We start from the raw sequence: 25,063 nt of genomic DNA, 5'->3' as shown, positions 1-25,063 counted from the left end.
ACAGTTTTACCGGCCGTAGAGAAAACGGAGTCGCGTGTTTTCGGTCCCAGCCGGTGGCCAACGGGCGTGAATGCGCCCTAGCCATCGACCAGTTCCAGGGGCGCATACCGCAGCAACAGACGTTTTTCGGAGTCTTGGAATTGCACCTTGGCCACGGTCTTATCCCCGGCCCCTTCCAGCGCCAACACCGTTCCCTGCCCAAAGCTGGCATGCTTGACCTGCTGGCCCACCTTGGGAATCACGATGTCTTTGTTCTGTTGGACACGTTGCTTGGACACCGGTGCCGCCACCCGATTGGCAGCGGGCGCCGAGGTGCCCGCGCCCCAGTGGCTGCCGCGCTCGTACCGGCTGGTGGCGAAGTTCAGTGACCCGGAGCCGCTGCCCCAGCTGCCCCCAAATCCGCCCACCGATCCCTCGCGCTTCCAGTCGATGAGGGAGGCTGGGATCTCCTCCAGGAACTGGCTGGCCGGGTTGTACTGCGACTGTCCCCAGAGGCTGCGCTGTTCCGAGCGCGTCAGGTAAAGCCGTTCCCGGGCTCGGGTTAGCCCCACATAGGCCAGTCGGCGTTCCTCGGCCAGTTCCTTTTCATCCGTCATTGAGCGCTGGTGCGGGAATACGCCGTGTTCCATGCCGGTGAGGAACACGACCGGGAACTCCAGCCCCTTAGCCGTGTGCAGGGTCATCAAGGTGACCATGCCTTCCTGCGCGGCCATGGCTGCACCCTCCGCGTCGCTGGGGGCCTCAGGAATCTGGTCGGCGTCGGCGACCAGGGCCACGCGTTCCAGGAAGCCTTCCAACCCGCCCTCCGGCTCTTCATTGACGTAATCGCGCACCACGGCAACCAGTTCGGCCAGGTTTTCGACGCGTGATTCATCCTGCGGGTCGTTGGAGGCGCGCAGCGTTTCCAGGTATCCGGTCTGTTCCAGTACCGCTTCCAGCGCCTCTGCGGGCCCGGACCCCTCGGCCACGGTCTGCAGGTCGTCAATCATGGAGACGAATGCGGCAATCATCTTCTGCCCGCGCGTTCCGAGGCCCGGTGCCTGCTCGGCCTGGCGCAACGCCTGCATGAAAGTGATTCGCTCCCGCTCGGCCAGGGCCGCCACCGCGCCTTCGGCCCGATCGCCGATGCCACGTTTGGGTTCGTTCAGGATCCGCCGCACGTTTACGTCATCGTCCGGGTTGACCAGGATCCGCAGGTAGGCCAATGCGTCCTTGATTTCCTTGCGGTCGTAGAAGCGCGTGCCGCCAACTACCCGGTATTTCAGGTCGACGCGCATCAGCTGCTCTTCCAGCGCACGGGACTGGGCGTTGGTGCGGTAGAAGATGGCCACGTCTCCGGGACGCACCTGCTGCTCGTCGTTCAGCCGCAGGATTTCCTCCGCTATCCACCGGGCCTCGTCGGACTCGGACTCGCCTACATACCCAACAATCTGTTCACCGTCCCCGCTGGCGGTCCACAGCCGTTTGGCGTTGCGTTCCGGATTGCGCTTAATCACCTCGTTGGCCGCCGACAGGATGTTCTGGGTGGAACGGTAGTTCTGTTCCAGCTTGATCGTGGCTGCCTGGGGGTAGTCCTTTTCAAACTCCACGATGTTGCGGATGTCAGCGCCGCGGAAAGCATAGATCGACTGATCCGAGTCGCCCACAACGGTCAGTTCCCCCGGTGGGGTCTGCCCCTGGGGGCCAGTCAGTTCGCGCACCAGCGCGTACTGGGCATGGTTGGTGTCCTGGTATTCGTCGATCAGCACGTGGCGGAACCGGCGCCGGTAGTTGTCCGCCACCGCCGGGAAGGCACGGAACATGTAGACAACCTGGGCGATCAAGTCATCAAAATCCAGCGCGTTTGCGGAGCGCAGTCGTTGAGCGTAACCGCGGTACACTCCAGCCACGGCACGGGAGAACGGATCATTGGTGTTGATTGACGAAGCGTAGTCCTCCTCGTCGATCAACTCGTTCTTCAGCGAGGAGATCTTGTGCGCGATGGCCTTGGGGGTGAATCGTTTGGGATCCAGCTCCAAGCCTTTGGCGATCATGGTGATCAGTCGCATGCTGTCGGCAGAGTCGTAGATGGAGAAACTCGACTTCAGTCCAATGGTGGCAGCCTCGCGGCGAAGAATGCGCACGCACGAGGAGTGGAAGGTTGAGATCCACATTTTCTTTGACTGTTCTTCACCGATCAGGTCGGAGGCACGCTCGCGCATTTCTGCGGCGGCCTTGTTGGTGAAGGTAATGGCGAGGATCTCGTGAGCGCGGGCCCGGCCGGTGGCCAACAGGTAGGCAATTCGGTGGGTCAGCACACGGGTCTTGCCAGAGCCGGCACCGGCGACAATCAGCAGCGGCCCGCCGTGATACTTCACCGCCTCGGCCTGCTGCGGATTCATTCCAACCAACAGTTCATCGGCATTCGGCAGGGGCTTTACTGCCGGTTCGGGAGTGAAGTCGTCAAAGAGAAAATCCATGGTGGTGCCAGTCTACGTCGCACCCGGGACACTTGCCGTGATGCACCCGGCATAATGGGGGTATGGCAAAAAAGGTCAGGAAATCCAAGGAATACCGCAAACCCTCACAGTTCGCGCAGCAGCCCGTAGCGCCGATGAATCCAGCCGCTCCGCGCAGTGAGGCCAAGGCGCAGTCCAATGCGATGATCCTGATTTCGGCAGGCTTGGTCACGTCGGTACTGCTGTTCTTCTACTACCATGTGTGGGCCTTGGGGCAGCTCGCCGACCTGTCCGGTGGTCAGCCCATGCCGGATCAGTACGTTTTCGGTTTTTCCGAAGAGCAGATTCAGACCCTGCGTTCGGTGATGAACGAGGATGCTGTGGCCCAGTTGAATTATGTGCACCGCAGCGTGGGCCTGTTCTTCCCATTGCTCTTTGGCTTCTTTAGCCTGCTGACCCTGGGCCAGTGGGTGCGCACGCGTTCTCGACGCTGGCTGGCGTGGGCGGCACCGATGCTGTTCGTGGTGGTCGATTTGTGGAGCAATCAGGCAATTGACGCACTGTTTGTCTCAGATCTTGACGGCGCGGCCGTCCAGCTTGCTTTAGTACTAACCATCCTGCGATGGGCTCTGCTCATTATCAGCGCGCTGACCATCGTGGTGGTGGGACTTCGACGCTTCATTCGCACCTTCCGCCAAAAGTACGCGGAGGCGACACAACGCTAGGCAATAATCAGCCTGCGTCCGGGTCCGAACAGGGGAATTCTGAGCGGGTAACCGGTTAAGATAGTGTTGTGCGTGCGTGTTAAACGCCTGCCTCTGTAGCTCAGTAGGATAGAGCGACCCTCTCCTAAAGGGTAGGCCGTCGGTTCGATTCCGGCCAGGGGCACACCTTAAGAAAGAAATCGCATTCGACCGTGGTCGAATGCGATTTCTTTTTGGTCACTGCGCCCCAGTACCGTGCAGGGCGAGGGCCGGCGCGGGGCGGAACGTCGGACTTAGCGCAGCAGCAGGGCGGTGGCCTTCGGCGATAGCGAAGCATCCATCACCGCGCAGGCTCCACCGATGGCACCGATCTTCGAGCCCAGTACCGAGGTGCGGGTTTCAATGTCATGCACCTGGCGCAGCGCAAAGCGGCGGCGGATGGCCTCGCTCATGCCTTCCTCGGCAAAGTCCTTGACTTGCTCCCACTGCGGTCCGCCGCAAACGATTTGGCGGATATCCAGCGAGTTGGCCAGCTGTCCAACCACTTCGCCAACCAGAATCATGGATTCCTTGATCAGGTCCTTGGCGATCTCATTGCCCTGCTGGGCGAGCTCAACCAGGTGATTCAAGCCCTCGGAACGCTGTTCCGGGCCCATATCGTCGCTGTAGGGAAGATCCAACCCGCGTTCCTTGGCCTTCTTGGCCACATACTCATATGAGGTGCCCGCTGCCAGGCAGTCATCGGCGCCGCATTCGTCGCAGAACATCGACTTGTGTCCGGTGGAGTAATGCCCGATTTCTCCGGCGTTGTTGCTGGAGCCTCGGTAGACATCTGAATCGAAGACAATGCCAGCGCCGAATCCGTGACCGCAGTACACGAAGACGAAGTCCTCGGTCTTCTCTTCCTTGGACTGCCACAGCTCACCCACCGCCGAGGCGATGGTGTCCTTCTCGATGATGACCTGCAGGCGCAGCATCTTGCGCAATGGTGCGACGATGTCCACATCGGCCCAGCCGTCCAGCAACGGCGGGTTGAGCACGACCCCATCCTCGACGTTCACCGGACCCGGAACGGCGATGCCAACACCGACGATGTGCTTCTTCGGGATGCGCACCTCGGCGATCAGTTCCTTGACCGTAGTCGCCATCAGTTCGATGGTCTCGCTGGCCACTTCCAGGTTGGGCACATCGATGCGACGTTCCCGGATGACCTCTCCGCGCAGGTTCATCATCACGAAGGTCAGGACGCTGGGGTCCAGGTGGATTCCGATGGCAACCATACGGTTGCCTTCCAGCTCCAGGACGGTGCGTGGTTTACCGGGACCGGATACGATGGTGCGATCCTCACGCACAATCCCGTCGTCCAGTAGTCGCCGCACCACGTTGGAAATAGTCTGCGGGGAGAGCCCCGTTGACCCGGCCAGTTCCACCCGGCTGATCCCATCTGGTGCCCGGCGGATTGATTCAAGAATGACTGCTTGGTTGAAGTCTCCCAAACGGCCTAAGTTGGTGCCCCGTCGCATCTGCGCTCCATTGATCTATAAAGTTGATGGATCGATCCTTCCGATTCAAACCGCAATTCAAACATGCCGTTCACGTCTATAAAGTGCGAGTTCAGGACGATGCGGTTAGTTCAAATAAAACAGTTGAAGATCCATAAATGCACGTTACCATCTGTAGATCGTTTTCACACGCGATATCCTCGTTTAGTGAAGAACTTTTTGACCGTCGCAGCGGCTTGTCTGATGAATAGCGAGAATAAAGTGCTCCTGGTGAGAAAGCGGGGCACAAGTAAGTTCATGCAACCAGGCGGGAAACTCGAACCCGGCGAGAGCGCCCATGAGGCAGTGGTGCGCGAAATTGAAGAAGAATTGGGAATTAGCTACGCTTTGTCAGATCTGGAACCGCTTGGCATCTGGGAGGGCTTGGCGGCCAATGAGCCTGACACCGGGCTGCGCGCACATCTATTTGCCGGGCGGCTCGAACATACCCCCAGGCCGCAGGCTGAGCTGGAGGAGATCATCTGGGTTGATCCCCACGAAGCCCTGCAGCGCAAGGACCTCGCTCCCCTATTGCGCGAGCACGTACTCCCCCAGGCTATCGAGCGACTTACCCAGGCGAGCTAGAATCCGCTGAGCGTGCTTCCCCCGGCTGACGGGGTGAGAGCAAACCGGTGACGCAGAGACGAAGCTTCCTGCTCAAACGGCCTGCAGGTACTGCCCCCAGTCCTGCTCAACCCGTTCCAGACCACGGATGAACAACACGTTTGAGCGCGGGCATTTCGGGGTGTCCTTCAGCCTCCAGCCGAGCTGCGAGAGCGTCATATCGGCCTTGCGGCTATTGCAGGGGAAGCACGCGGCGACCAGATTCTCCCAGGTGTCCTTGCCGCCTTTGCACCGCGGAAGTACATGGTCCACAGTGGTGGCGGGACGTCCGCAATAGGCGCACTTGTAGGAATCGCGACGCAATACCCCGCGACGGGTGACATGATTCATTACTCGGTGCGGACGACGGATATAGCGGTTCAGGACAATGACCGACGGCCGCGGAAGGCTTGTGTGGGCACTGATTACCGGCCGGCTGTCGTCGGCTGAAAGAATCGTAGCCTTGTCGGCGAGCACCAACAGCAGTGCTCTGCGAAATGAAACCACGGCCAGCGGCTCATAACCTGCATTCAATACCAGCGTGCGCATCTATGTACTTTCCCCCGGAGCGCCGCGTGCTGCATCTACCACATGCCTCACGAAGCGCTGTTGGACAGTCCTCACAAGCGCTAGCCTATGCGATAGATCACCATGAATTGCAACTATTTTGCCGGCCAAGCACATTCTTAATCCAATGAACGCACACTGTTCACCGCTGTCCCTAAGCCTTTCTGGGCTTTTCCAAAACGAACAGTTGCCTGAGGTGAGCGACAATGCGAAGCCGCTTGGCGGGGATCAAGTCGCGGGTAGAGATAAACGCATTAAACGGTTAGGCCGCGGTGACGCAACAGCGTCACCGCGGCCTAACCGTTTGCTAAGTTCCTAGCGAGCCAGGGTGTAGTACCCGTAAAGCGGGTTCTGGGTCACTGGGTGAATGTTGGTGTCGGTGGTGGGGTTCTGAGCACCGATCATCTTGCCGCCACCCAGGTAGATGCCGACGTGGCTGCCGCCGCGCTGGAACACCAGGTCGCCCGGCTTCGGGCTGCTGGTGCGCTTGAACTGACCGGAGCCAAGGATGGCCGAGGTGCCACGGGCAATGTTGATGCCGTGCTGTGCGTAGACGTACTTCACGAAGCCGGAGCAATCCCAACCGGACGGGGTGTTGCCGCCCCAGACGTACGGGGCGCCCACGTACTTGCTGGCCGTCGCGGCGATGCCGGACAGACCAGGAACGCTCTTGGTCGACTCCTTCTTAGGAGCCTTGGACTTGCTCGATTCCGGAGCCGAGGCGGCAGAACGCTGAGTCTGCGAACGGCTCTCGCGGGTCATCGGAGCGTTGTCGTTATTGGTCGACGCGCTGCTACGAGTGGTCGAGACGCTGTTCCGAGTGGTCGGAGCATTCTCGCGAGTGGTCGGCGCGTTGTCATTGCTCACCGGGGCGACCTCATTGGCCACGGCGACGACAACCGGCTCCGGCTTCGGCTCTGCGGTGAAGCTGGCGCGCTCGATTTCGAACTTGTCAGCCTTCTTGGCGGGAACCGAAACAGCCTTGACGGCGACGCGCTCCGGGTTGACGATGTCAACCGGTGCTGCCGAAACGTCGCGTGGTGCGGTGGCCTGGCCCGGTACACCCAGGGTAACGATCAGACCGGAAGCTGCGGCCACGACGGCGGCCTGGCGGCCGACCGAACCGGCGTTCGAGGACACTGCCTGCGAAATAGCTTCCAACGGGTTGGTGCGTGCCGGCACGGCGCGGTGGCGCCCCTGCGATTGACGCTTAGTCACAATTAAAGCCTCTCCTTGATACCTACGAGGTAAGCTGTCGGGTTCGAAGTGGAGTTACCTCGGTGGAGTCGAAGTTTCCTTCTCTTCACACTTCACCCCTAGGGTTTTTGGCCTAAGCCAACCACCCGGTGTTTGGGTCCCCCGCCACTGCCGTACGAGTTGTTCATAACGTGTTATTGCGTGTTGGCAGTGTTCGGTTCTCACGCAATTTTGCCCGGGTTGTCCCGAGGCACGCTGTCGAGCCTACAGGATGTTTTTTCGATTGTCACATTTTGGTCACGAAATGGTGACGGAGGTCGTTATAGCCAGCCAGCAGGGTTCTGGAACTTGCCGTCAACGATCACTTCATAGTGGACATGGCACCCAGTTGAGTTACCGGTGGTGCCGCTGAGCGCGATCACCTGTCCGCGCTCAACCTTCTGTCCGACCTCAACCTTTAGGGAAGAGTTGTGGCTGTAGCCGGTCTCCAGACCATTTCCATGGGAGAGGGTCACGCGCTTACCCGAATGCCCCGCCCATCCCGAAACGGTAACGGTGCCCGAGGCTGTCGCCTTGACCGGGGTGCCACATGCCACACCGTAATCTAGGCCACTGTGGCTCATGAAGCCCGGACCAGTGGGGTTCTTGCGATGCCCAAAGGGAGAGGTGATTCGATTGGAATCCACCGGGCGATCCAGCAGTCCCGGGGTCGCGATCCGGGAGATGTCCCCGCCTGCGGCGGTCAGGACCTCGGAGAACTTCTCTTCCTTCTTGACCTCTTCCGAACGGTCGGAGGTCAATGCTGCGCGTTCGACTTCAAGCCCACTGTTGCCCGGAGCCTGGACGTCCACCACGGCACTGGTAGCCGTACGCTGGGCCGAGGCTTCGGCCTTCTGCGGATCGGCGCCGTCGAGGTAGGGGGTCACTGCGGCCAGGGTCAGGCCCGAGACGGCAGCAACAGCCGCAACCTTGTGAGTGAAGCCGAGCCGGCTCTTCGGACGCTTGACCGAGCGCAGCTCTTCAATAAGGTCATCACTGGCCGGAACAGGCGCCTCGGCTGTTTTGGCAGCGGAGAGGGGAACGATATTCTCGGCGAATTTGCTGGCCAGGTCGGCCTGCTGCGGTGAAACACCGTAGCGCTGAATGCTTTCAAAGCGGCGACCTGCATAGTCACGCTGTTCTGCCGGTGCTACGTCAGACGCAGCAGATCTGCGGGCCCGACGACCAGCCGGACGGCTCGCAACGTCGTTCAAGATTTCGAATGTTGGATCAAGCTCAACACCCTCGGCCCGACGGCGACCGCTTGGCTTGGATTCTGCCAATACTTTCCCTCTCACGTTGACACACCTGCGAAGTTAGCTGTCGGGTTCGGATCCTGAGAAATATCCGGTCGTTCACCCGTGGAAGGCACGACTTCACCCCAAGGCGTTGACAACGCCAAAGTCTGGGTCCCCCGCTACTGCCCTGGATTTGTTTCTCGCATAGCTCCGGTGAGGGCAATACTCGGTGTTCACTGCGGTGCCTGCGGGTGTCAGAAAGTAGGTGACACCAGCAGTACACACTACAGGTCAAACGCTAAAGTTACAATTTCGTTATCTTTGAGCCGTGCGGACAAAAACGTGGCTGCTGACTTCCACTGGAAGCTCCAGCGCGCCCTCGATACCCTCGACGCGAACCACCACATAATCCTCGGCCCGTTCCAGCGTTACTACTGCTCCGGGCTTGATTCCGCCCTCATTCAGCTGGCCCAGCAGGATGGGGTCAGTCTGGATCGGCTCGGCCAGTCGTTCGATCGGCAGTGGACCGGCGTTGCCGTTTTCCAGCGCCTGGTCAAGGTTTTCTACCTCATAGGAGATCTCCGACACCTTCGGCCCTCCCAGCACTTCCAAACCCGGGATCGGATTGCCGTAGGGAGAAATGGTCGGCTTACCCAGCAGGTCGTACAGTCGCTGCTCCACACGGTCGCTCATGACGTGTTCCCAGCGGCAGGCCTCTTCGTGGACGTACTCCCAGTCCAGGCCAATCATGTCCGAGAGCAGCCGTTCGGCCAGACGGTGCTTGCGCATCACGCTGGTGGCCAGTTCGTGACCCTTTTCTGTCAGAGCCAGGTGACGGTCCGCGGAAACCACGACCAGCCCATCGCGCTCCATGCGGGCGACGGTCTGTGAGACGGTCGGACCCGAGTGGCCCAGACGTTCGGCAATCCGCGCACGCAGAGCGACAATCTCTTCTTCTTGAAGCTCAAGAATGGTACGCAGGTACATCTCAGTTGTATCGATTAGGTCAGACACGGTAGCCACTCCTGAAAGTAACAAATAAGTTTTGCCGGTAAAACGAGACGTCAGTTACCCACTCTACTGTGTGCAACAGACAACTAGTGCACTGACCCCTACGCGGCCTACGTAACCGACGACGCGAATTTTCCCTCTTCGCAGACCGGTTTGCGAAGATATTAGTGGAACGCGTTTGGCGAGCCTTAAATTCCCCTCATCCGGGCTTGGACGTCCTAAAACGCGCTTTCGAATCAATCGCTATAAGAGGAGCGCGATGAGCACCGGCATCACCATTCCCCAGTCCCTTCTTCCCGTCGACGGCCGCTTTGGCGCCGGCCCGTCCAAGGTTCGCCCCGAACAGGTTCAGGCCCTGGTGGATGCCGGCCCACGGCTGCTGGGAACTTCCCACCGCCAAGCTCCGGTCAAGAACCTGGTGGCCTCGGTTCAGTCAGGACTAAAGGAACTGTTCAAGGCCCCGGAAGGCTATGAAGTCCTGCTGGGCGTGGGCGGTTCCACCGCCTTCTGGGATGCGGCCGCGTTTGGGCTGGTGCGCGACAAGGCACAGCATCTGTCCTTCGGCGAGTTCAGCTCCAAGTTCGCCAAGGCGACCGACAAGGCCCCGTTCCTTTCCGCCTCGTCCATCATTAGCGCCGAGCCTGGTTCGCTGCCGCAGCCTTCGGCGGAGGCCAATGTTGATGTCTATGCCTGGGCGCATAACGAAACCTCGACCGGAGTGGCCGCACCCGTCAAGCGCGTTCCCGGCGCGAATGACGATGCCCTGGTCGTGGTCGACGCGACCAGCGCAGCCGGCGGTTTGGATGTGGATCTGAACGAGGTAGATGTCTACTACTTTGCGCCGCAGAAGAACTTCGCCTCGGACGGCGGGCTGTGGGTGGCCATGGTCTCCCCCGCAGCCATTGCCCGAATCGAGGAGATTGCTGCCTCGGACCGTTGGATCCCGGACTTCCTGAACTTGAAGACGGCGCTGGATAACTCGCTGAAGAACCAGACCTACAACACCCCGGCGTTGGCGACTCTGGTCATGTTCGACGAGCAGATCAAGTGGCTGAACAGCAACGGTGGACTGCAGTGGGCTGCGGCTCGCACCGCCGAAAGCGCTGGCAAGGTCTACGCATGGGCCGAGGCCCGCAAAGAGACCAGCCCGTACGTCCAAGACCCGGGGCACCGTTCGAATGTCATCGCCACGATCGACTTCGACGATTCCATTGATGCTGCGGCAATCGCCAAGACCTTGCGTTCCAATGGCGTCGTGGATGTTGAACCGTACCGCAAGCTGGGTCGCAACCAGCTGCGCATCGCGACCTTTGTTGCCATCGAACCTTCCGACGTGCAGGCGCTGCTGGACTGCATTGATTACGTGATTGACCAGCTCTAGGGTTCCGCTCTTTTCATAAGAGAAAAAGATGGAGGAGAAGCACAGTGTGCTTCTCCTCCATCTTTTTGTCTCCCGCACCTCACCCAGCCACGTGTCTGCGGTGGTTGGGGCCCTACGCCGGATTAGGACGAACGGCGCGACCGATTGCGCTGGGCAGCGCGGCGACGTGCCGCGGTCCGCTGTGCGGTACGTCGCCGGCGGACTGGGCGCCTGCCCCGTTCCTGTGCGGCTTCCGGTTCCTCAGTTGCGGGCTCGTCATCGGCGGATGCCTCTTCAGCGCCGGAGACTTCCTCGGCCTCGGCCCGGTCCTGCCCCGTGTCGTTCTTTGCACGTTCCTCGTGTTCGGGCTCCGGGGCAGCTTCACTATCAGCAGCGTGAGCGCCTTCGGCTTCTTCGCGCGCCGCAGCCTCGGCGGCCTCCACTTCCTCCTGGGCCAGGCGATCGGCCCAGGGCACCCATGCCGGGGCAAGCAGGGCTTCCTCACCGGGAATAATCCCGATTTCGCACACGGTCGCGTCCTTGGCCTTGGCCCGCGGGACCCTGGCCAGGGTCACGAACCAGTTCCACCCGCGATAGCCATCTCGATGGGCGACAAATCTGTGGGTGACAAGTCGCTCACCTTCCACCGCGACGCCCTGGTAGTCCCCCACTTCCGAGGCGGGGGCGATTTCGGTCAGGGCAGCGCGGGCGGTATCAACCGCGTCGGCGAGCACCGTGTCGAGTTTGGGTTTACGAGCCATGAGTTATGCGTCCAGATCGTCGGCCACCGCGCGCAGCACGGTGGCAACCTTCTTGCCGTATGCGTGTTCAGGATAGCGGCCCTTGCGCAGGGTATTGGAAACCTGGTCGAGCAGCTTGATCAGGTCCTCGATCAGCACCGCCTGCTGTTCCGGCTTCTTGCGCTTGGCGCGGGCGACCGACGGGGCCTCATCCAGGATCCGCAGGCTCAGCGCCTGCGGCCCCCGCCGCCCGTCGGCGATACCAAATTCCAACCGGGTGCCAGGGCGCAGGTCCATCACGCCTTCGGGCAGCGCCGACGCGTTAACGTAGATCTCCTTGCCGTCATCGGCCGTGATGAAGCCAAAGCCCTTGGACTTCTCATACCACTTAACCTTGCCACTGGGCACGATCATTTACCTCGTTCTTTTTACTCAGCCACCGGGTCTCCAGCCATCCGGGCCTGGAGCCGTGTTTTCCCCTCGTGCCGCGCGGAGCATCTAACCGGACTGCCTATTGTTCTACCGGGTGCTCGATCGACGGGCGCGATTCAAGTCGAATTAAATAGATTATGTCATTGTCTGCCCCACCGGTTCATCTTTTGACGCCTGAACCCAGCCGAGACAAAGCGGTATCGTTGGTCTATGTGAGTACCCCTTCTGTTGCCATGACCTGGATAACCCGTTTCACCATTGCGCTGGCGGCGGTTTCGACACTTGCGCTCGTCGCGGTGCTGGTCCTGTATTTCCAGCACATCGCCATCCCTCCACTGGTCATGGGCGTCGGATTGTACGGGCTTCCGGTGGCCTTCATCCTCGGCGCCGTGGTTATTGCGTATTCCATTCGGCAACGACGCAGGAGTTAACAGGCGCAGCACCCTTGCCCTTCCAGAGCTCGTCCAGCTAACTCCCAGAAACTGATTGCAGACTGGAACCCATGAGTGCAAAGACACCTGAAGCCAAACTGCTGGTCGTCGACGACGAACCGAACATCCGCGAGCTGCTTTCGACCTCCCTGCGTTTTGCCGGGTTTGAGGTCATCGCCGCCGCCAACGGCCGCGAAGCGCTGGCCGCTGTGGAAGCCGGTGAGCCGGATCTGGCGGTCCTGGACGTCATGCTGCCGGATATGGACGGTTTCACCATCACCCGCAAGCTGCGTGCCGCCGGACGCCATTTCCCGGTTCTGTTCCTCACCGCTCGGGATGACACCACCGACAAGGTCACCGGACTGACCGTGGGCGGCGATGACTATGTCACCAAGCCCTTCAGCCTGGACGAGGTCGTGGCCCGCATCCGTGCGGTCTTGCGTCGCACCCACACCGGCGAGGAAGAAAACGCGACCATCGCCGTCGCCGACCTGGAACTGGATGACGACGCCCACGAGGTGCGCCGCGCCGGGGAAATCATCGATCTGTCCCCCACCGAGTTCAAGCTGCTGCGTTACCTGATGATGAACCCGAACCGGGTGCTGTCCAAGTCGCAGATCCTGGACCATGTGTGGGAGTACGACTTCAACGGGGACGCCTCCATTGTGGAGTCCTACATCTCCTACCTGCGCCGCAAGGTCGACCGTCCCGAGTGGCCGGCACTGATCCAGACCAAGCGCGGTGTCGGTTACCTGATGCGCACCCCGGACCGCCGCTAATGACCCAGTTCGCAACGGCGGACTTGTAAGGTCATTACATGCAGGCTCTGAGACTCTCGTGGCGCCGTACCTCGCTGCGCACCAAACTGGTCATGCTGATGTGCGGCCTGATGATCCTCGGGGTCATCGCCACCGCCGTGGGCTCGGCCCAGTCGCTGCGCATCTCGCTGACCAAGCAGATAGATGACCAGTTGCTGGCGGCCGGGCCCACGCTTTCCTACGGACTGAACCAGGCCTACCGCTATGCCCTGGACGGGGACCGCAACCCGCAACAGCAAACCGGGGTGGACACCACCTTGCTGGGGCTGAACCGCGCGTACGCCGACATCCGGGATGATTCGGGCAAGATCGTGTACATCATGCCGCGCAGCCGGGTTACGCCCACGGGCATGGATTCGCCGTTGCTGGCGCCCGAGCAGACCGCGAAACTGGCCGAAACCCCATGGCATCCGGTCACCGTCCCGGGGATCTATCCGGCCAGCATCGGCTGGCGGGCCATGGTGGTTCCGATGCCCAGTTCCGATGCGAACCTCTTTATTGCATTGCCGTTGGACACGGTGCAGGACACGGTTTCCAAGAGCACGGTTCTGGTGCTGTCCACCGGGTTGTTGGCTACCCTGATCATGTCCATGATCGCCTACGGGGTCACCACACGCGCTTTCCTGCCGTTGGTGCGCGTTGAACGCACCGCGGCGATGATTGCCGATGGTGACTTGACCCAGCGTGTGCGCGATTACCCGCCGGAAACCGAGGTCGGGCGCCTATCGCGCTCCCTGAACGCGATGCTCGCCCAGATTGAGCGGGCATTCAAGGACAGGGAGCATTCCGAACGCAAGATGCGTCGCTTCATCCAGGATGCCTCGCATGAGCTGCGTACCCCGCTGGTGACCATCCAGGGCTACTCCGAGTTCTACCGTCACGGCGGATTGGCGGATCCCGAGGCCCTGGACTCGGCGATGGGCAGGATCGAGGCCGAATCAAAGCGGATGGCCCAACTGGTCGAAGACCTGTTGATGTTGGCCCGGCTCGATGAACAGCGCGCGCTGGAGATGGCACCCGTGGACCTGCTGGTGCTGGGGCAGGACGCGGTGGAAGACACCCGGGTGCGGGCCCCGGAGCGCGAGGTCAAACTGGTCGGTCTGCATTCCTCGGTACCGGCCCCGGCCAGCACGCGCGGGGATGAGGCCCGCATCCGCCAGGTCGTGGCAAATCTGCTGACCAACGCGTTGCGCTACACTCCGCAAGATTCGCCCCTGGAGATCGCGGTCGGCGTGAAGTCCCAGGTTGGTGACCAGATTGATGCGGTGATCCAGATCCGCGATCACGGTCCGGGCATTCCGGAAGAAGACGCGAAGAAGATCTTTGAACGCTTCTACCGCGCCGACAGTTCCCGGCAACGTGAAACCGGCGGCTCGGGGCTGGGACTGGCGATCGTAGCGGCCATCGTGGCACAGCACGGCGGCCACGTGCAGGTGGAGGACACCCCCGGCGGTGGGGCCACCCTCGCAGTACACTTGCCCTACATTCCGGTGGAGGAGCACTACGACGACGATGACGAGGACTAGGGACCGGGCCGGTGCATCACGCCCCGGCCCGGACCAGTTCCGTTTCATGCACCGTCTGATCCACAATCGGACCACCACCCGCGGTTCAGGACCAGCACAGCCTTAACGTGGGGGCATCACCAACCCCTTGGAAAGGCAGGACCATCGTGAGCACGTTTTCCACCGACACCGGTGACATGCAAATCAAGTCCCAGGCCGTCATGGGAACCATCGACCGGTTGCGCAGTGAAGTGGCGGCCATGCAGATGAACCTTGACCAGTTGCAGGGCACGTGGCAGGGCGCCGCCGCCGCGTCGTTCCAGGCAATTGTCGCCGAATGGCGGGCCACCCATGTGCGCATCGAGGAGTCGCTCTCCTCCATCGCCACGGCCCTGCACCACGCCTCCACCCAATACGAGGAAGTGGAGAACATCAACGCGTCCATGTTTCGCTTCTGAGCCGTGTGCCTGACCCCGTGGACAGCGGGTCGGTAGGCTGGGGCAATGAGCATCCTGATTGACCCACCGCTCTGGCCCGCCCATGGGACCTTGTTCTCCCATGTGGTCTCCGATCATTCGCTGCAGGAACTGCATGAGTTCGCCCGGCGTACCGGCCTGCCGCAGCGGGCCTTTGACCGTGACCACTATGACGTGCCGGAACGCCGATACCGGCAGCTGGTGGACAGTGGGGCCCAGCCGGTTTCGGGTGGGGAGCTGGTGCGCCGGCTGGTGGCGTCCGGGATTCGGGTGCCCGGGCGGCACCGTCCCGAGAAGCTCGACAAAATTCTGCTGCGCCGCTGGGCGCGGACCCTGGGGGTGCCCGGACTGGGCAGGGAGCTGTTGGCAGCATGGAGCCAGGGGCACCGCAAATACCACGACCGGGTTCACCTCTTGTCGGTCCTTGAGGCCCTGGATGAGCTGATGCCCGAAGACCTGGAGCAGGACGAACGACAGATCCTGGAACTGACCGCCTGGTTCCACGATGCCGTCTACCGGGGCACCGCCCAGGACGAGCAGGACTCCGCCCGCCTGGCCGAAGCCCGGCTCTACGGGCTCATCTCCCCGGGCGCGGTGGGCGAGGTGCGCCGCCTGGTGCTGCTGACCACCACGCACCGCCCGCAGGCCGCGGACTATCTGGGGCAGATGTTTTCCGATGCCGACCTTGAGGTGCTGGCCAGGCCACCGGCCGCCTACCAGCGCTACACCGCGGCGATCGCCGAGGAATATTCGCACCTGCCGCAGAAGGACTTTGCCGCCGGACGCTCCCAGATCCTGCAGGCGTTGTTGGACAAGGAACAGATCTTCGCCACCCCCTTGGGCCTGCAGCGCTGGGAAGCGTCCGCCCGGGCGAACCTCAGCCAGGAAATCGAGCAGCTCTCGCGCTGGAGCTGAAACACGGCCCGCCGGCCCCAGCCGCGGCAAGGCACCGCAGCGTGTCAGCTGCGGCGGCGGTTAACGGCGAAACCCGCCCCACCGGTCGCGGTGGAGCGGGTTTCGCGCAGTGTTGGGTTGAACGCGGGAGGCTAGAAGCCGCCCATGCCGCCCATGCCTGCCATCTCGTCGGCACCCGGGGCAGCGGCACCGGCCGGAGCCGGCTTGTCTGCCACGACGGCCTCGGTGGTCAGGAACAGGCCGGCGATCGATGCAGCGTTCTGCAGGGCCGAACGGGTCACCTTCACCGGGTCGTTCACGCCGGCCTCCAGCAGGTCGGTGTACTCGCCGGTGGCGGCGTTCAGGCCGTGGCCTGCGGACAGGCCCTTGACCTTGTCGGCCACAACGCCCGGCTCCATGCCGGCGTTGGCGGCGATCTGCTTCAGCGGGGCCTCGATGGCAACGCGCACGATGTTCGCACCGGTGGCCTCGTCACCTTCCAGGGTCAGCTTCTCGAAGGCAGCGGCACCGGCCTGGATCAGGGCCACGCCACCGCCGGCGACGATGCCCTCTTCCACGGCAGCCTTGGCGTTGCGCACTGCGTCCTCGATGCGGTGCTTGCGCTCCTTGAGCTCCACCTCGGTGGCAGCGCCGGCCTTCAGCACGGCGACACCGCCGGAGAGCTTGGCGTGGCGCTCCTGCAGCTTCTCGCGGTCGTAGTCCGAGTCGGTGTTCTTGATCTCGGCAGCAATCTGGTTCTTGCGACCCTCGATGGCGTCGGCTTCGCCGCCGCCTTCAACGATGGTGGTCTCGTCCTTGGTGATGACGACCTTGCGGGCGGTACCCAGCACCTCCAGGCCGACGTTGTCCAGGGACAGGCCAACTTCCTCGGAAACGACCTGGCCGCCGGTGAGGATGGCGATGTCGGTGAGCATGGCCTTGCGGCGGTCACCGAAGCCCGGGGCCTTGACGGCGACGGACTTGAACAGGCCACGGATCTTGTTCAGGATCAGGGTGGCCAGGGCTTCGCCCTCGACGTCTTCGGCGATGATCAGCAGCGACTTGTTGGACTGCATGACCTTCTCCAGCAGACCAACCATTTCCTTGACGTTGGAGATCTTGGAGTTGACGATCAGGATGTAGGGGTCTTCCAGGACGGTTTCCTGGCGCTCTGCGTCGGTGACGAAGTAGGCCGAGATGTAGCCCTTGTCAAAGCGCATGCCCTCTGCCAGTTCAAGCTCCAGGCCGAAGGTGTTCGATTCCTCGACGGTGATGACACCCTGCTCGCCGACCTTGTCCAGCGCCTCGGCGATCAGACCGCCGATTTCGTTGTCGCCAGCGGAGATCGAAGCGGTGGCCGCGATCTGCTCCTTGGACTCGACCTTCTTCGCTGCGGTGAACAGCTCGGAGGTGACGGCCTCAACAGCCTTGTCGATGCCGCGGCGCAGCGCGATCGGATCGGCGCCGGCGGCGACGTTGCGCAGGCCTTCCTTCACCAGGGCCTGGGCGAGCACGGTGGCGGTGGTGGTGCCGTCACCGGCGACGTCGTCAGTCTTCTTGGCGACTTCCTTGACCAGCTCGGCGCCGATCTTCTCGTACGGGTCCTCAAGCTCAATTTCCTTGGCAATCGAGACACCGTCGTTGGTGATGGTGGGAGCGCCCCACTTCTTTTCCAGAACAACGTTGCGACCGCGCGGGCCCAGGGTGACCTTCACGGCATCGGCCAGAGTGTTCAGGCCGCGCTCGAGGCCGCGGCGTGCTTCCTCGTCAAATGCAATCATCTTGGCCATAGTGGCTGGTGGTCCTTTCGGGACTAGCTTGCGAAAATGCAACCGCCAGACAGCGCCCGCGACGGACGAGGGTTCCGCGGGCGGCATCGGACCGCGACGCGTACTGGCTCTCGCTATCTGAGGTGTTTCTTGCTCCGGCGCCTCGAATCCGCCGCCGCGTAGGATGAAGGTCAGCTCCACCCGCCTGCGTTAGCAGTCGAAGCACTAGAGTGCTAATACAAATATTGGCACTCCAGCCCCTCGAGTGCAAGCTAGTCGGCTGTGAGCGTAGGTGCGTCTTACTCGCTGGGCAGCGGGTCATCCGCCCCCAGCACCACGGTGACCGGGTTGGGGATGTTCTGCGTCTGGTAGACGGCCTCGATCTGCAACACCTCGGCCGCCTTTTCGGCGGTCATCCGGTACTGCTCGGTCGTGTAGTAGACCGCGGACTCGGTTTCATCGCGCACCCAGTTGTCCGTGAAGGATCCGGTGAAGCCCTCATCGAGCAGCAGCTGCTGGGCCTGACCGGCAATTCCGGCGACCCCCGCGCCGTTGTAGATCCCCACCCGCACCTGGTACAGCACCAGATCCTCGTCAATGATGCTGGAGGCCGTGGGCGACTCACTCGGGCTGGGGCTCTCGGAGCTCGGCTCGGCGCTGGCCGAGGCGGTGGGGCTGGGCGTGGGGGTGGACCCCATCAGCTGGTTTTGCCCATTGGGGCCGAAGAAGAAGTAGGAGACGGCGCCGACCAGCAGCACCAGCACAGCGGCAATGGCCACCCAACGGAACTTTCCACCCTTGTCCTTGGAGGCGGCAGCCTGTGCCCAGCCATTGGCATGGTGCGACCCAACGCGGGTGTTGAACTCCGGTACGCGATCGAATTCGTCACGTGGGTAGTTGGTCATTCTCGTCCTTGTTCGATGTCTTGCCGGTCTCCGGGCACGCCTGGCTCAGTAACTGGTCAGTACTTGGCGTTGCCGGTGCGGACACGACGCTTGGTAGTTCGTAGTCTACGCAACCGCTTGACCAGCATCGGATCGTAGGCCAGCGCCGCATCCGTTTCAATAAGCTGATTCAGCAGCTGGTAGTAGTTCGCCGGCGAGATGGAGAACTGCTTGGTGATGGCCTGTTCCTTGGCCCCGGCATACTTCCACCACAGCCGCTCCATGCTCAGGATCTGCTGCGAGCGCTCATCGAGCTCACTATCTGGATTCATCACGAAATCCACCAAGATGCCTTCATCCGCCATGCTCATCCACCTCGATCCAAACCGTTGGAAACCACTGGGGAACACTCTTCCATCTGGGTATTCCCGGCGCTACGCCATAGACAATTCTAGCCGTTTTCCTCCACTGGTTCCCGGTGACGCTTCGCACGACGGGCCGCGGCAGGGAAGAATGGTGCCATGAGCTTCGACCAACCGGCCCTGTTCGCCGCATCCGCCGAGCCCGCCGCGGCGAGCTTCACGCCCGAGGATTTCCCGTTCTTCCACGGCGCGGCGGCGATGGCCGAGACCGGGGTCATCGATCCGAGCTGGGTGCCAACGCTGCTGCCGCTGGACCACACGCTGCGCACCCTGGCCCGCCGGCTCTCGGAGCGTTCGCTGAACGGTGAACAGATTCTGCCCGAACCCCGGCTGATGTTGCGTGCCCTGCAGCTGCCCGTTCAGCGGGTGAAGGTGCTGATCCTGGGCCAGGATCCCTACCCGACACCGTCCCACCCGGTGGGGCTGAGCTTTTCCACCGACCGGCAGGTTCGCCCGCTGCCGCGCAGTCTGAAGAACATTTACCGGGAACTGGAAGATGACCTGGGCGTGGCGCCGGCGGTCCACGGGGATCTGAGCGCCTGGCAGGAGCAGGGGGTGATGCTGCTGAACCAGACGCTGTCGGTGGGTGCCGGGCAGGCCGGATCGCACCAGAAACTCGGGTGGGATGCGGTGACCAACGCGGTGATTACCACGCTGAACCGCCGCACCCCGGCGGTGGTCGCGATCCTGTGGGGTGCGCACGCCCAAAAACTGGCTCCGGCGATGCCGGCAATGGTTCAATTGCGCAGCGCCCACCCCTCGCCGCTGTCGGCCTCCCGCGGGTTCTTCGGTTCCCGGCCCTTCAGCGCGGTGAATCGTGAACTGCAGCAGCTGGGCCTGCAGCCGGTGGATTGGCAGCTGCCGCCGGCCTAGTCGGCCCGGCGGCATGGTCAGCCAAGGCGTTACCGGCGCCGAATGCGCTTGCGTTCCCGTCCGGCCCCGGCGATCAGCGGACGGCAGAGCGTGTCGCCGAACACGACGCCGCCGGCGATCGAGAGCATGATGGCAAAGGCGTTGAACATCTCCACCAGCGCCTGGTCCATGGCGTCGGTTTCCAGCACGATCCCGTACATGGAACGGAAGATCATCAGGCCCGGCAGCAGGAAGTACACCCCGGGCGAGGCAATCACCAGCTGCGGGGTGCGCAGCTTCTCCGAGGTGTACCGGGCGGCAAAGCCGATCACGGTGGCCACCACGGCCGGGGTGGCCCGCTCCCCCAGCCCCAGCGCATTGCACACCAGCAGCACCAAGTAGCCGATGACCGCGATCACCACGGTGGGCAGCACGAGCTTCTTCGCGGTCTGTTCGGAGATCGCGCCGGCGGCGATGGCCACCGCCACCAGCAGGATCATGAACCACTGCGGATAGGAGATCTGCTGGATCTGGTGCACGTCCACTTCGGTGCCGCCGAGCATAAAACTGATCACCAGGGCCACCGAGATGCCGGTGAGGATCGCCGTATAGATCAGCCCGGCGGAAAACAGTCGGCCCACCGCGGTCACCGGGAAGCCGTTGATCGCGTCCTGCAGGGCCGAGACAAAGCGCACCGAGGGCAGCAACAGCAGGATACCGCCGGCGACCACCAGTGCCGGATCAATGGGTGCGTGGACCGCGAAGCCGATCAGCGCCACCGCAGTCACCGCACAGGTGGATGCCGCCACCGTGAAGAATTCGGGCACCCGCCAGCGGTTGCCGAACTTCATGATCTGCGAAACCAGAGAGGAGGAACCGAAGGCAATCAGCGCGCCCAGGGCCGAACCCCCGATGAACAGCACGAACGCGGCGGCGAACACGCCGCGCGCGGTGGCCACGAACCAGCGCGGGAAGGGGCGCGGCTTGCGCATGATCACCTGCAGCCGCGTCGCAGCCTGGGTGATTTCAATGCCCCCGGAAATCACGTCGGAGACCAGCTCGTGCACCAGGCACAGCCCGGCGAAGTTCGCGGTCGAGGAGCGCACTACGCGCAGCACCGAGAACCCGTCCGCGTCGGTCGGGTTGTAGTTCAGGTGGATCGACTGGTTGGTGACATCCACATCCACGTGCTTCAGCCCCAGCGCCGCGGTGACCGCGATGACGCTGGTCTCCACCTCCAGGGCACCGGCCCCGTAGCGGAAAAGCGTTTCGGCCAGATCCAGCGCGAATTCCAGGACCGGGCGGGCCGAAGCCTCGGTGTCCTTGATCTGCGGGTTGGCGTAAGGGGTGCCCTTGAGCCGTTCGACGATGTTCAGCGCCTGGGTGGGCGGGGCATCGGAAACCCACATCTTGGCCAATAGGCGCCGGGCGACCGGGTTCGCGCGGGTGGGCACCACGGTCACCCCGTCTTCGGTGGTCACCTGGCCGGTCCGGGCTTCCAGGTCGCCGATCTCCGCGGCGGCGATGGTGGCGGTGGGGTCCTCGGGGACCGGTGGGGCATCATGCAGCGGCCACGAAGAGGTGTAGGGCTGGCTTGGTTCGCTGGCTTCCAGAGGGGATCCAAGCCTGATTTCGTTGGCGCTGATGCGTGGCAGACTCGAGACCTTCGGATCCGGGTCCGCCCCCGGATTCACCTGCTCCCGGGGCTCGTTCTCCCGCTCCTGCTGCGCCACCGATCTACCCCCTTAAACGAAGTTGCCTGCTACGACTTCACGATACAACCGCGGCATGGGCTTAGGCTGGATCCATGCTGAGGAAACCGCCCGGGATCTGTGATTTCCAAAACACCGGCTCTGGGGAATGAATCAGCCACCCCGAAGGGTTACCAGAATGCATGTCTTTGCATGAAAGTCTCGAGGAAAGGTGGTTACGGTGAGCACCCAGTCAACCGGGTCAACGAAGCTGGAAATCGGCGTGGAAACCTTCGGTGACATCACCGTGGATGCGAAGGACAAATTGCTGCCGCACGGCCAGGTGCTGCGCAACGTAGTCGCCGAGGGACGCCTGGCCGAGGCCTCGGGCCTGGACTTCTTCGGGGTGGGCGAACACCACCGGGACGACTTTGCTATCAGCGCCCCGGAAGTGGTGCTCGGCGCCCTGTCGCAGGTGACTGAACGGATCCGGCTGGGCAGTGCGGTGACCGTGCTCTCCAGCGATGACCCGGTGCGCGTCTACGAACGCTTCGCCACCCTGGACGGGCTCTCTGGCGGCCGGGCGGAGATCATCGCCGGTCGCGGGTCCTTCGTCGAGTCGTTCCCGCTGTTCGGCTACAACCTCACCGACTACGAGACCCTGTTCGAGGAAAAGCTGGAGCTGCTGGCCCGGTTGCGCCACGGCGAACCGGTCAGTTGGAGCGGACAGACCCGTACCGCGTTGGAGGAACAGCAGGTCTATCCGCTGCTGGAATCCAGCGAACTGCGCACCTGGGTCGGAGTCGGAGGCAGCCCCGAATCGGTGATCCGCGCCGCCCGACACGGTCTTCCGCTGTTCCTGGCGATCATTGGCGGGCAGCCCGCGGCCTTCGAGCCTTTGGTGAACCTCTACCACAAGGCCCTGGACTCCTTCGGCAAACCGGACCAGCCGGTCGCCGCGCACTTCCATGGTCTGGTGGCCGACAGCGACGAGGAAGCCCTGGAACTGCTGTGGCCGCACTACCAGCGGGCGATGAACCGGCTGGGAGCCGAGCGCGGTTGGCCGCCGGTTTCGAAGATGCGTCTGCAGGCGGCCATGGGGCCGGACGGGGCAATGCTCGCCGGCAGCCCGGACACCGTGGCCCAAAAAATCGCGCGCTTTGCCCAGATGCTGGGTCTGAGCCGGGTGGATATGAAGTACTCCAACGGCACGCTGCCCCACGAAGTGATGATGCACAGCATTGAGCTGTTGGGCACCGTGGTCAAGCCGCGGGTTCACGAACTGCTGGCCCAGTAGCGCGGCGAACCGTTCCCGGCCGGGCCTGCCGAGCAGAAGCTTGCTTGGCGGACCTGGCCGCCAAGAACCGCTTACCCGCTTGGATACGAGAAAACCCCCACAAGATTCTTGTGGGGGTTTTTGGTGGATCTTACTGGACTCGAACCAGCGACCTTTCGCGTGTGAGGCGAACGCTCTAACCAACTGAGCTAAAGATCCAGAAGTGCTTTCCGCAGTTTCTCACCGCGGCACCTAAACGATATTACTGGCATTTTCCGCCGCCACCAAATCGGGGTCGATCCTCCTGCCGACAGGCGTCCCTTTCGGCGCCTTTCCGTGCTTCACGGCGCGGCGTTCGAGGGCCGATGGCCCACCTTGACGGCGGTTAACACAGATTTAACATTCCGGACCCCTTTCCCGCTTGTTCCCGACGCTTGGGAACCGCATAATTTTTCTGTGGCTCATCGAGCCGCCAAACTGGGCCCTACAAGGAAGCTGCCGGAAGCCGCCGGCAACGGTCCCCTAAAGGCCAACGAAACCCTCCGTCACCAGGGGTGGCGGAAATCTTTTCCTTTCGTTCGTTCTTGACTTCTTAGGACCGATCCCAGTGCTCCCCTTCTTGGACTATGCCCTATCTGCCATGCCCCCAACCGCCGCCGAGCGCGAGGAGCTGGCCCGCCTCTACCCACGTGTTGACGCGCGCTGGCATCAGAAAATGGACCGCGCCCTGCTGGTGGTCACAGTGCGCGATGCAGGCGCACTGGTTGCGGCGGGGATTGTCCACGACAGCGTGGTGGCTCCCACCGAACTGATGGATGCGGTGGAGCTGGGCTGCATGGTGGTTGATCCGCGCTACCGGCGGATGGGCATTCGCCAGCGGGTCGCCGAGATGCGGCTGGCCCATGCCCTGGACGCGGGACGCACTGCGATCACCGTCATCCACGCCGCCAATCCGGCGTCATGGGCCTTCTACGAGCGCTCCGAGCTGTGGGCCCTGGAGCGCGAGTACGAGTTCGACGGGCAGGGCATGTTCATCTACCAGGCCACCGCCGCAGCCCGCGACTGGGCGAACAGCCTCCCCCTGTCCCTTGGAACCGGTCAACCTTCACTGGATCCGGTGCCGGTCCAGGCGCAAGACAGGGTCCACCCGGTCCTGCCGACCATCACCGTGCCGCACGCGCTGGGATGCGCGCCGTGTCGTTGCGGTAGCCAACAGACCGACCACGACCTGCACCCTGCTGGTTACTAGCAGCGGGGCTAGAAGAGCGGGTCCTGCAGGTCCGCAGCCGGGTCCTTGCTGGACACGGGCTCCGGGATCCCGTCCCGCCGGGCCCGTGCCACCTCGTGCAGGTCGATGGGAGTCACCTGCAGCACGGTGTCGATCATGGTGGCCATGAACTGTTCGGTGGCCACGTCTTCGGGCACCGCGTCGTGCTCCACCTGCACGGTAGGGTTCGGGTCGGCCTCATCCCAGTCCACCAGCAGCAGACCGGTGGCCGTATAGCCGTAGCCGTCCCCGAAATCACGCAGCTTGCGGATCATATCCACGGTGCGGCGGAACGCGGCCGGTTCGGTGCGCAGGATCGTGGCTCGCTGCACGAAGTAGAAGCCCACGGCAGCCAACGGGTAGCGGGCGCGCAGGTTGGCGGCGTCCCCATACGCTTCCTCGTAGCGGTTGGCCAGGTTCTTCCCGAACGATGAAGTCATTGCCTTGGTGCTCAGCAGCAGTTCCGGGCCCCGCGACCAGTGGGTCATCACCACATCGGTCTGCTTCATGTAGGCCCGGCCCAGGATCCGGGCATCGGTGCTGCCGGCCTTGCCGGCAAGGATCGCCTCGTGGACTTCCTCGGCCAGTCGTTCGGGCAGCCTACGCAGTAGGTCCAGGATGTCGGAGGAAAGCACCCGCGGCGCCTCGGTGCGCGGCCACACCAGATCCTGATCGAACCCGGCGCGCCGCAGCTCGTGGGCCAGCCACGCATCCACTGCCTGGGCAAAGCGGCCGGAGCGGGTGACGGCCTTGGATCGCACCGGGATGCTCAGCAACTGTTCAAGCAGCGAGTAGGACGGCTGGAACTGCTGTTGCGCGGCCCCTTCCAGCAACCAGGGAGAGTCCTTGGCGGCGCTGGAGAGCACCGTATCGAATTCGGCAAAGGCCAGCGTCTTCTCGTGCCCCAT

The 25,063-nt window shown here is 62.8% G+C and carries 24 protein-coding genes, 2 tRNA genes and 2 riboswitches; of the genes, 12 read left to right on the top strand and 14 right to left on the bottom strand.

Going from position 1 to position 25,063, the window contains the following annotated elements:
* Nucleotides 1–77: 77 nt before the first annotated feature.
* The gene (pcrA, locus tag GcLGCM259_RS02425) at nt 78–2,459 is read right to left on the bottom strand and encodes a DNA helicase PcrA (RefSeq protein WP_138925652.1); all 2,382 of its coding nucleotides are present in this window, start codon (nt 2,457–2,459) and stop codon (nt 78–80) included.
* A 62-nt stretch (nt 2,460–2,521) separates the two neighbouring features.
* Between pcrA and GcLGCM259_RS02420 the strand changes: the two genes are divergently transcribed.
* Nucleotides 2,522–3,163, top strand: a complete 642-nt coding sequence (locus tag GcLGCM259_RS02420) for a hypothetical protein (protein WP_138925651.1) — start codon at nt 2,522–2,524, stop codon at nt 3,161–3,163.
* An 89-nt stretch (nt 3,164–3,252) separates the two neighbouring features.
* Nucleotides 3,253–3,326, top strand: a tRNA-Arg gene (locus tag GcLGCM259_RS02415).
* A gap of 109 nt (nt 3,327–3,435) precedes the next feature.
* On the opposite strand, the gene GcLGCM259_RS02410 is transcribed toward GcLGCM259_RS02415, so the two are convergent.
* The gene (locus GcLGCM259_RS02410; protein WP_246049702.1) at nt 3,436–4,638 is read right to left on the bottom strand and encodes an ROK family transcriptional regulator; all 1,203 of its coding nucleotides are present in this window, start codon (nt 4,636–4,638) and stop codon (nt 3,436–3,438) included.
* A 213-nt stretch (nt 4,639–4,851) separates the two neighbouring features.
* Here GcLGCM259_RS02410 and GcLGCM259_RS02405 point away from each other — a divergent pair, with 213 nt between their 5' ends.
* The gene (locus GcLGCM259_RS02405) at nt 4,852–5,268 is read left to right on the top strand and encodes an NUDIX hydrolase (RefSeq protein ID WP_138925650.1); all 417 of its coding nucleotides are present in this window, start codon (nt 4,852–4,854) and stop codon (nt 5,266–5,268) included.
* 72 nt (nt 5,269–5,340) lie between these two features.
* On the opposite strand, the gene GcLGCM259_RS02400 is transcribed toward GcLGCM259_RS02405, so the two are convergent.
* The 4 genes from GcLGCM259_RS02400 to GcLGCM259_RS02385 form a co-directional block, all read right to left on the bottom strand.
* The gene (locus GcLGCM259_RS02400; protein ID WP_138174824.1) at nt 5,341–5,835 is read right to left on the bottom strand and encodes an HNH endonuclease; all 495 of its coding nucleotides are present in this window, start codon (nt 5,833–5,835) and stop codon (nt 5,341–5,343) included.
* A gap of 333 nt (nt 5,836–6,168) precedes the next feature.
* Nucleotides 6,169–7,071 carry a C40 family peptidase gene (locus tag GcLGCM259_RS02395; RefSeq protein WP_246049700.1) on the bottom strand — a complete coding sequence of 301 codons (903 nt, stop codon included), beginning with the start codon at nt 7,069–7,071 and terminating at the stop codon, nt 6,169–6,171.
* A gap of 4 nt (nt 7,072–7,075) precedes the next feature.
* A riboswitch (cyclic di-AMP (ydaO/yuaA leader) is annotated at nt 7,076–7,242 on the bottom strand.
* 128 nt (nt 7,243–7,370) lie between these two features.
* Nucleotides 7,371–8,372, bottom strand: coding sequence for a M23 family metallopeptidase (locus GcLGCM259_RS02390; protein ID WP_246049699.1), 1,002 nt, complete (start codon nt 8,370–8,372; stop codon nt 7,371–7,373).
* A 7-nt stretch (nt 8,373–8,379) separates the two neighbouring features.
* Nucleotides 8,380–8,536, bottom strand: a riboswitch (cyclic di-AMP (ydaO/yuaA leader).
* 106 nt (nt 8,537–8,642) lie between these two features.
* Nucleotides 8,643–9,341, bottom strand: a complete 699-nt coding sequence (locus tag GcLGCM259_RS02385) for an iron-dependent transcriptional repressor DtxR (RefSeq protein WP_138174830.1) — start codon at nt 9,339–9,341, stop codon at nt 8,643–8,645.
* Between the two features lie 256 nt (nt 9,342–9,597).
* On the opposite strand from GcLGCM259_RS02385, the gene serC reads away from it, so the two are divergent.
* Nucleotides 9,598–10,719 carry a phosphoserine transaminase gene (serC, locus tag GcLGCM259_RS02380; protein ID WP_138925647.1) on the top strand — a complete coding sequence of 374 codons (1,122 nt, stop codon included), beginning with the start codon at nt 9,598–9,600 and terminating at the stop codon, nt 10,717–10,719.
* A 122-nt stretch (nt 10,720–10,841) separates the two neighbouring features.
* Here the strand turns inward: serC and GcLGCM259_RS02375 are convergent, their stop codons facing one another.
* Together GcLGCM259_RS02375 and GcLGCM259_RS02370 are read right to left on the bottom strand one after the other, a co-directional pair.
* Entirely contained in the window at nt 10,842–11,459 is a 618-nt protein-coding gene (locus tag GcLGCM259_RS02375; protein ID WP_138925646.1) for a DUF3027 domain-containing protein, read from the bottom strand.
* Nucleotides 11,460–11,462: 3 nt separating this feature from the next.
* Complete coding sequence (locus GcLGCM259_RS02370) at nt 11,463–11,846, bottom strand: cold-shock protein (protein ID WP_054820557.1); 384 nt, start codon at nt 11,844–11,846, stop codon at nt 11,463–11,465.
* A 167-nt stretch (nt 11,847–12,013) separates the two neighbouring features.
* Between GcLGCM259_RS02370 and GcLGCM259_RS02365 the strand changes: the two genes are divergently transcribed.
* The 5 genes from GcLGCM259_RS02365 (at nt 12,014) to GcLGCM259_RS02345 (ending at nt 16,015) form a co-directional block, all read left to right on the top strand.
* A complete protein-coding gene (locus GcLGCM259_RS02365) occupies nt 12,014–12,301 on the top strand; it encodes a hypothetical protein (RefSeq protein WP_138925645.1) in 288 nt (95 codons plus the stop codon).
* 71 nt (nt 12,302–12,372) lie between these two features.
* Entirely contained in the window at nt 12,373–13,080 is a 708-nt protein-coding gene (locus tag GcLGCM259_RS02360) for a response regulator transcription factor (RefSeq protein ID WP_138174838.1), read from the top strand.
* 38 nt (nt 13,081–13,118) lie between these two features.
* Nucleotides 13,119–14,645, top strand: coding sequence for a sensor histidine kinase (locus GcLGCM259_RS02355; RefSeq protein ID WP_138925644.1), 1,527 nt, complete (start codon nt 13,119–13,121; stop codon nt 14,643–14,645).
* A gap of 146 nt (nt 14,646–14,791) precedes the next feature.
* Nucleotides 14,792–15,082 (top strand): WXG100 family type VII secretion target, encoded by a 291-nt coding sequence (locus tag GcLGCM259_RS02350; RefSeq protein ID WP_138174842.1) that lies wholly within the window; start codon nt 14,792–14,794, stop codon nt 15,080–15,082.
* Nucleotides 15,083–15,127: 45 nt separating this feature from the next.
* Complete coding sequence (locus GcLGCM259_RS02345; protein ID WP_138925643.1) at nt 15,128–16,015, top strand: DUF4031 domain-containing protein; 888 nt, start codon at nt 15,128–15,130, stop codon at nt 16,013–16,015.
* 131 nt (nt 16,016–16,146) lie between these two features.
* Here GcLGCM259_RS02345 and groL read toward each other — a convergent pair whose 3' ends face one another.
* The 3 genes from groL to GcLGCM259_RS02330 all read right to left on the bottom strand — a co-directional run bounded on the left by groL (nt 16,147) and on the right by GcLGCM259_RS02330 (nt 19,012).
* Nucleotides 16,147–17,784 carry a chaperonin GroEL gene (gene groL / locus GcLGCM259_RS02340; protein WP_138174846.1) on the bottom strand — a complete coding sequence of 546 codons (1,638 nt, stop codon included), beginning with the start codon at nt 17,782–17,784 and terminating at the stop codon, nt 16,147–16,149.
* Between the two features lie 278 nt (nt 17,785–18,062).
* A complete protein-coding gene (locus tag GcLGCM259_RS02335; protein ID WP_138925642.1) occupies nt 18,063–18,668 on the bottom strand; it encodes a LytR C-terminal domain-containing protein in 606 nt (201 codons plus the stop codon).
* A gap of 56 nt (nt 18,669–18,724) precedes the next feature.
* Nucleotides 18,725–19,012, bottom strand: coding sequence for a DUF3263 domain-containing protein (locus GcLGCM259_RS02330; RefSeq protein ID WP_138174850.1), 288 nt, complete (start codon nt 19,010–19,012; stop codon nt 18,725–18,727).
* Between the two features lie 156 nt (nt 19,013–19,168).
* Here GcLGCM259_RS02330 and GcLGCM259_RS02325 point away from each other — a divergent pair, with 156 nt between their 5' ends.
* Nucleotides 19,169–19,942 (top strand): uracil-DNA glycosylase, encoded by a 774-nt coding sequence (locus GcLGCM259_RS02325; RefSeq protein ID WP_246049698.1) that lies wholly within the window; start codon nt 19,169–19,171, stop codon nt 19,940–19,942.
* 29 nt (nt 19,943–19,971) lie between these two features.
* Here GcLGCM259_RS02325 and GcLGCM259_RS02320 read toward each other — a convergent pair whose 3' ends face one another.
* Nucleotides 19,972–21,654: a threonine/serine exporter family protein gene (locus tag GcLGCM259_RS02320; protein WP_246049697.1), complete on the bottom strand. Its 1,683-nt coding sequence runs from the start codon at nt 21,652–21,654 to the stop codon at nt 19,972–19,974.
* Nucleotides 21,655–21,853: 199 nt separating this feature from the next.
* Here GcLGCM259_RS02320 and GcLGCM259_RS02315 point away from each other — a divergent pair, with 199 nt between their 5' ends.
* On the top strand, nt 21,854–22,909 hold the full coding sequence (locus GcLGCM259_RS02315; protein ID WP_138174852.1) for an LLM class flavin-dependent oxidoreductase: 1,056 nt from the start codon (nt 21,854–21,856) through the stop codon (nt 22,907–22,909).
* A 121-nt stretch (nt 22,910–23,030) separates the two neighbouring features.
* Here the strand turns inward: GcLGCM259_RS02315 and GcLGCM259_RS02310 are convergent.
* Nucleotides 23,031–23,107 (bottom strand) — tRNA-Val (locus GcLGCM259_RS02310).
* A 421-nt stretch (nt 23,108–23,528) separates the two neighbouring features.
* On the opposite strand from GcLGCM259_RS02310, the gene GcLGCM259_RS02305 reads away from it, so the two are divergent.
* The gene (locus tag GcLGCM259_RS02305) at nt 23,529–24,137 is read left to right on the top strand and encodes a GNAT family N-acetyltransferase (RefSeq protein ID WP_138925641.1); all 609 of its coding nucleotides are present in this window, start codon (nt 23,529–23,531) and stop codon (nt 24,135–24,137) included.
* Nucleotides 24,138–24,145: 8 nt separating this feature from the next.
* Here the strand turns inward: GcLGCM259_RS02305 and GcLGCM259_RS02300 are convergent, their stop codons facing one another.
* Complete coding sequence (locus GcLGCM259_RS02300) at nt 24,146–25,063, bottom strand: hypothetical protein (RefSeq protein ID WP_138925640.1); 918 nt, start codon at nt 25,061–25,063, stop codon at nt 24,146–24,148.

This window comes from Glutamicibacter creatinolyticus (assembly GCF_006094275.1).
Classification (GTDB): Bacteria; Actinomycetota; Actinomycetes; order Actinomycetales; family Micrococcaceae; genus Glutamicibacter; species Glutamicibacter creatinolyticus.
This window is presented reverse-complemented; position numbering and strand designations above follow the sequence as displayed.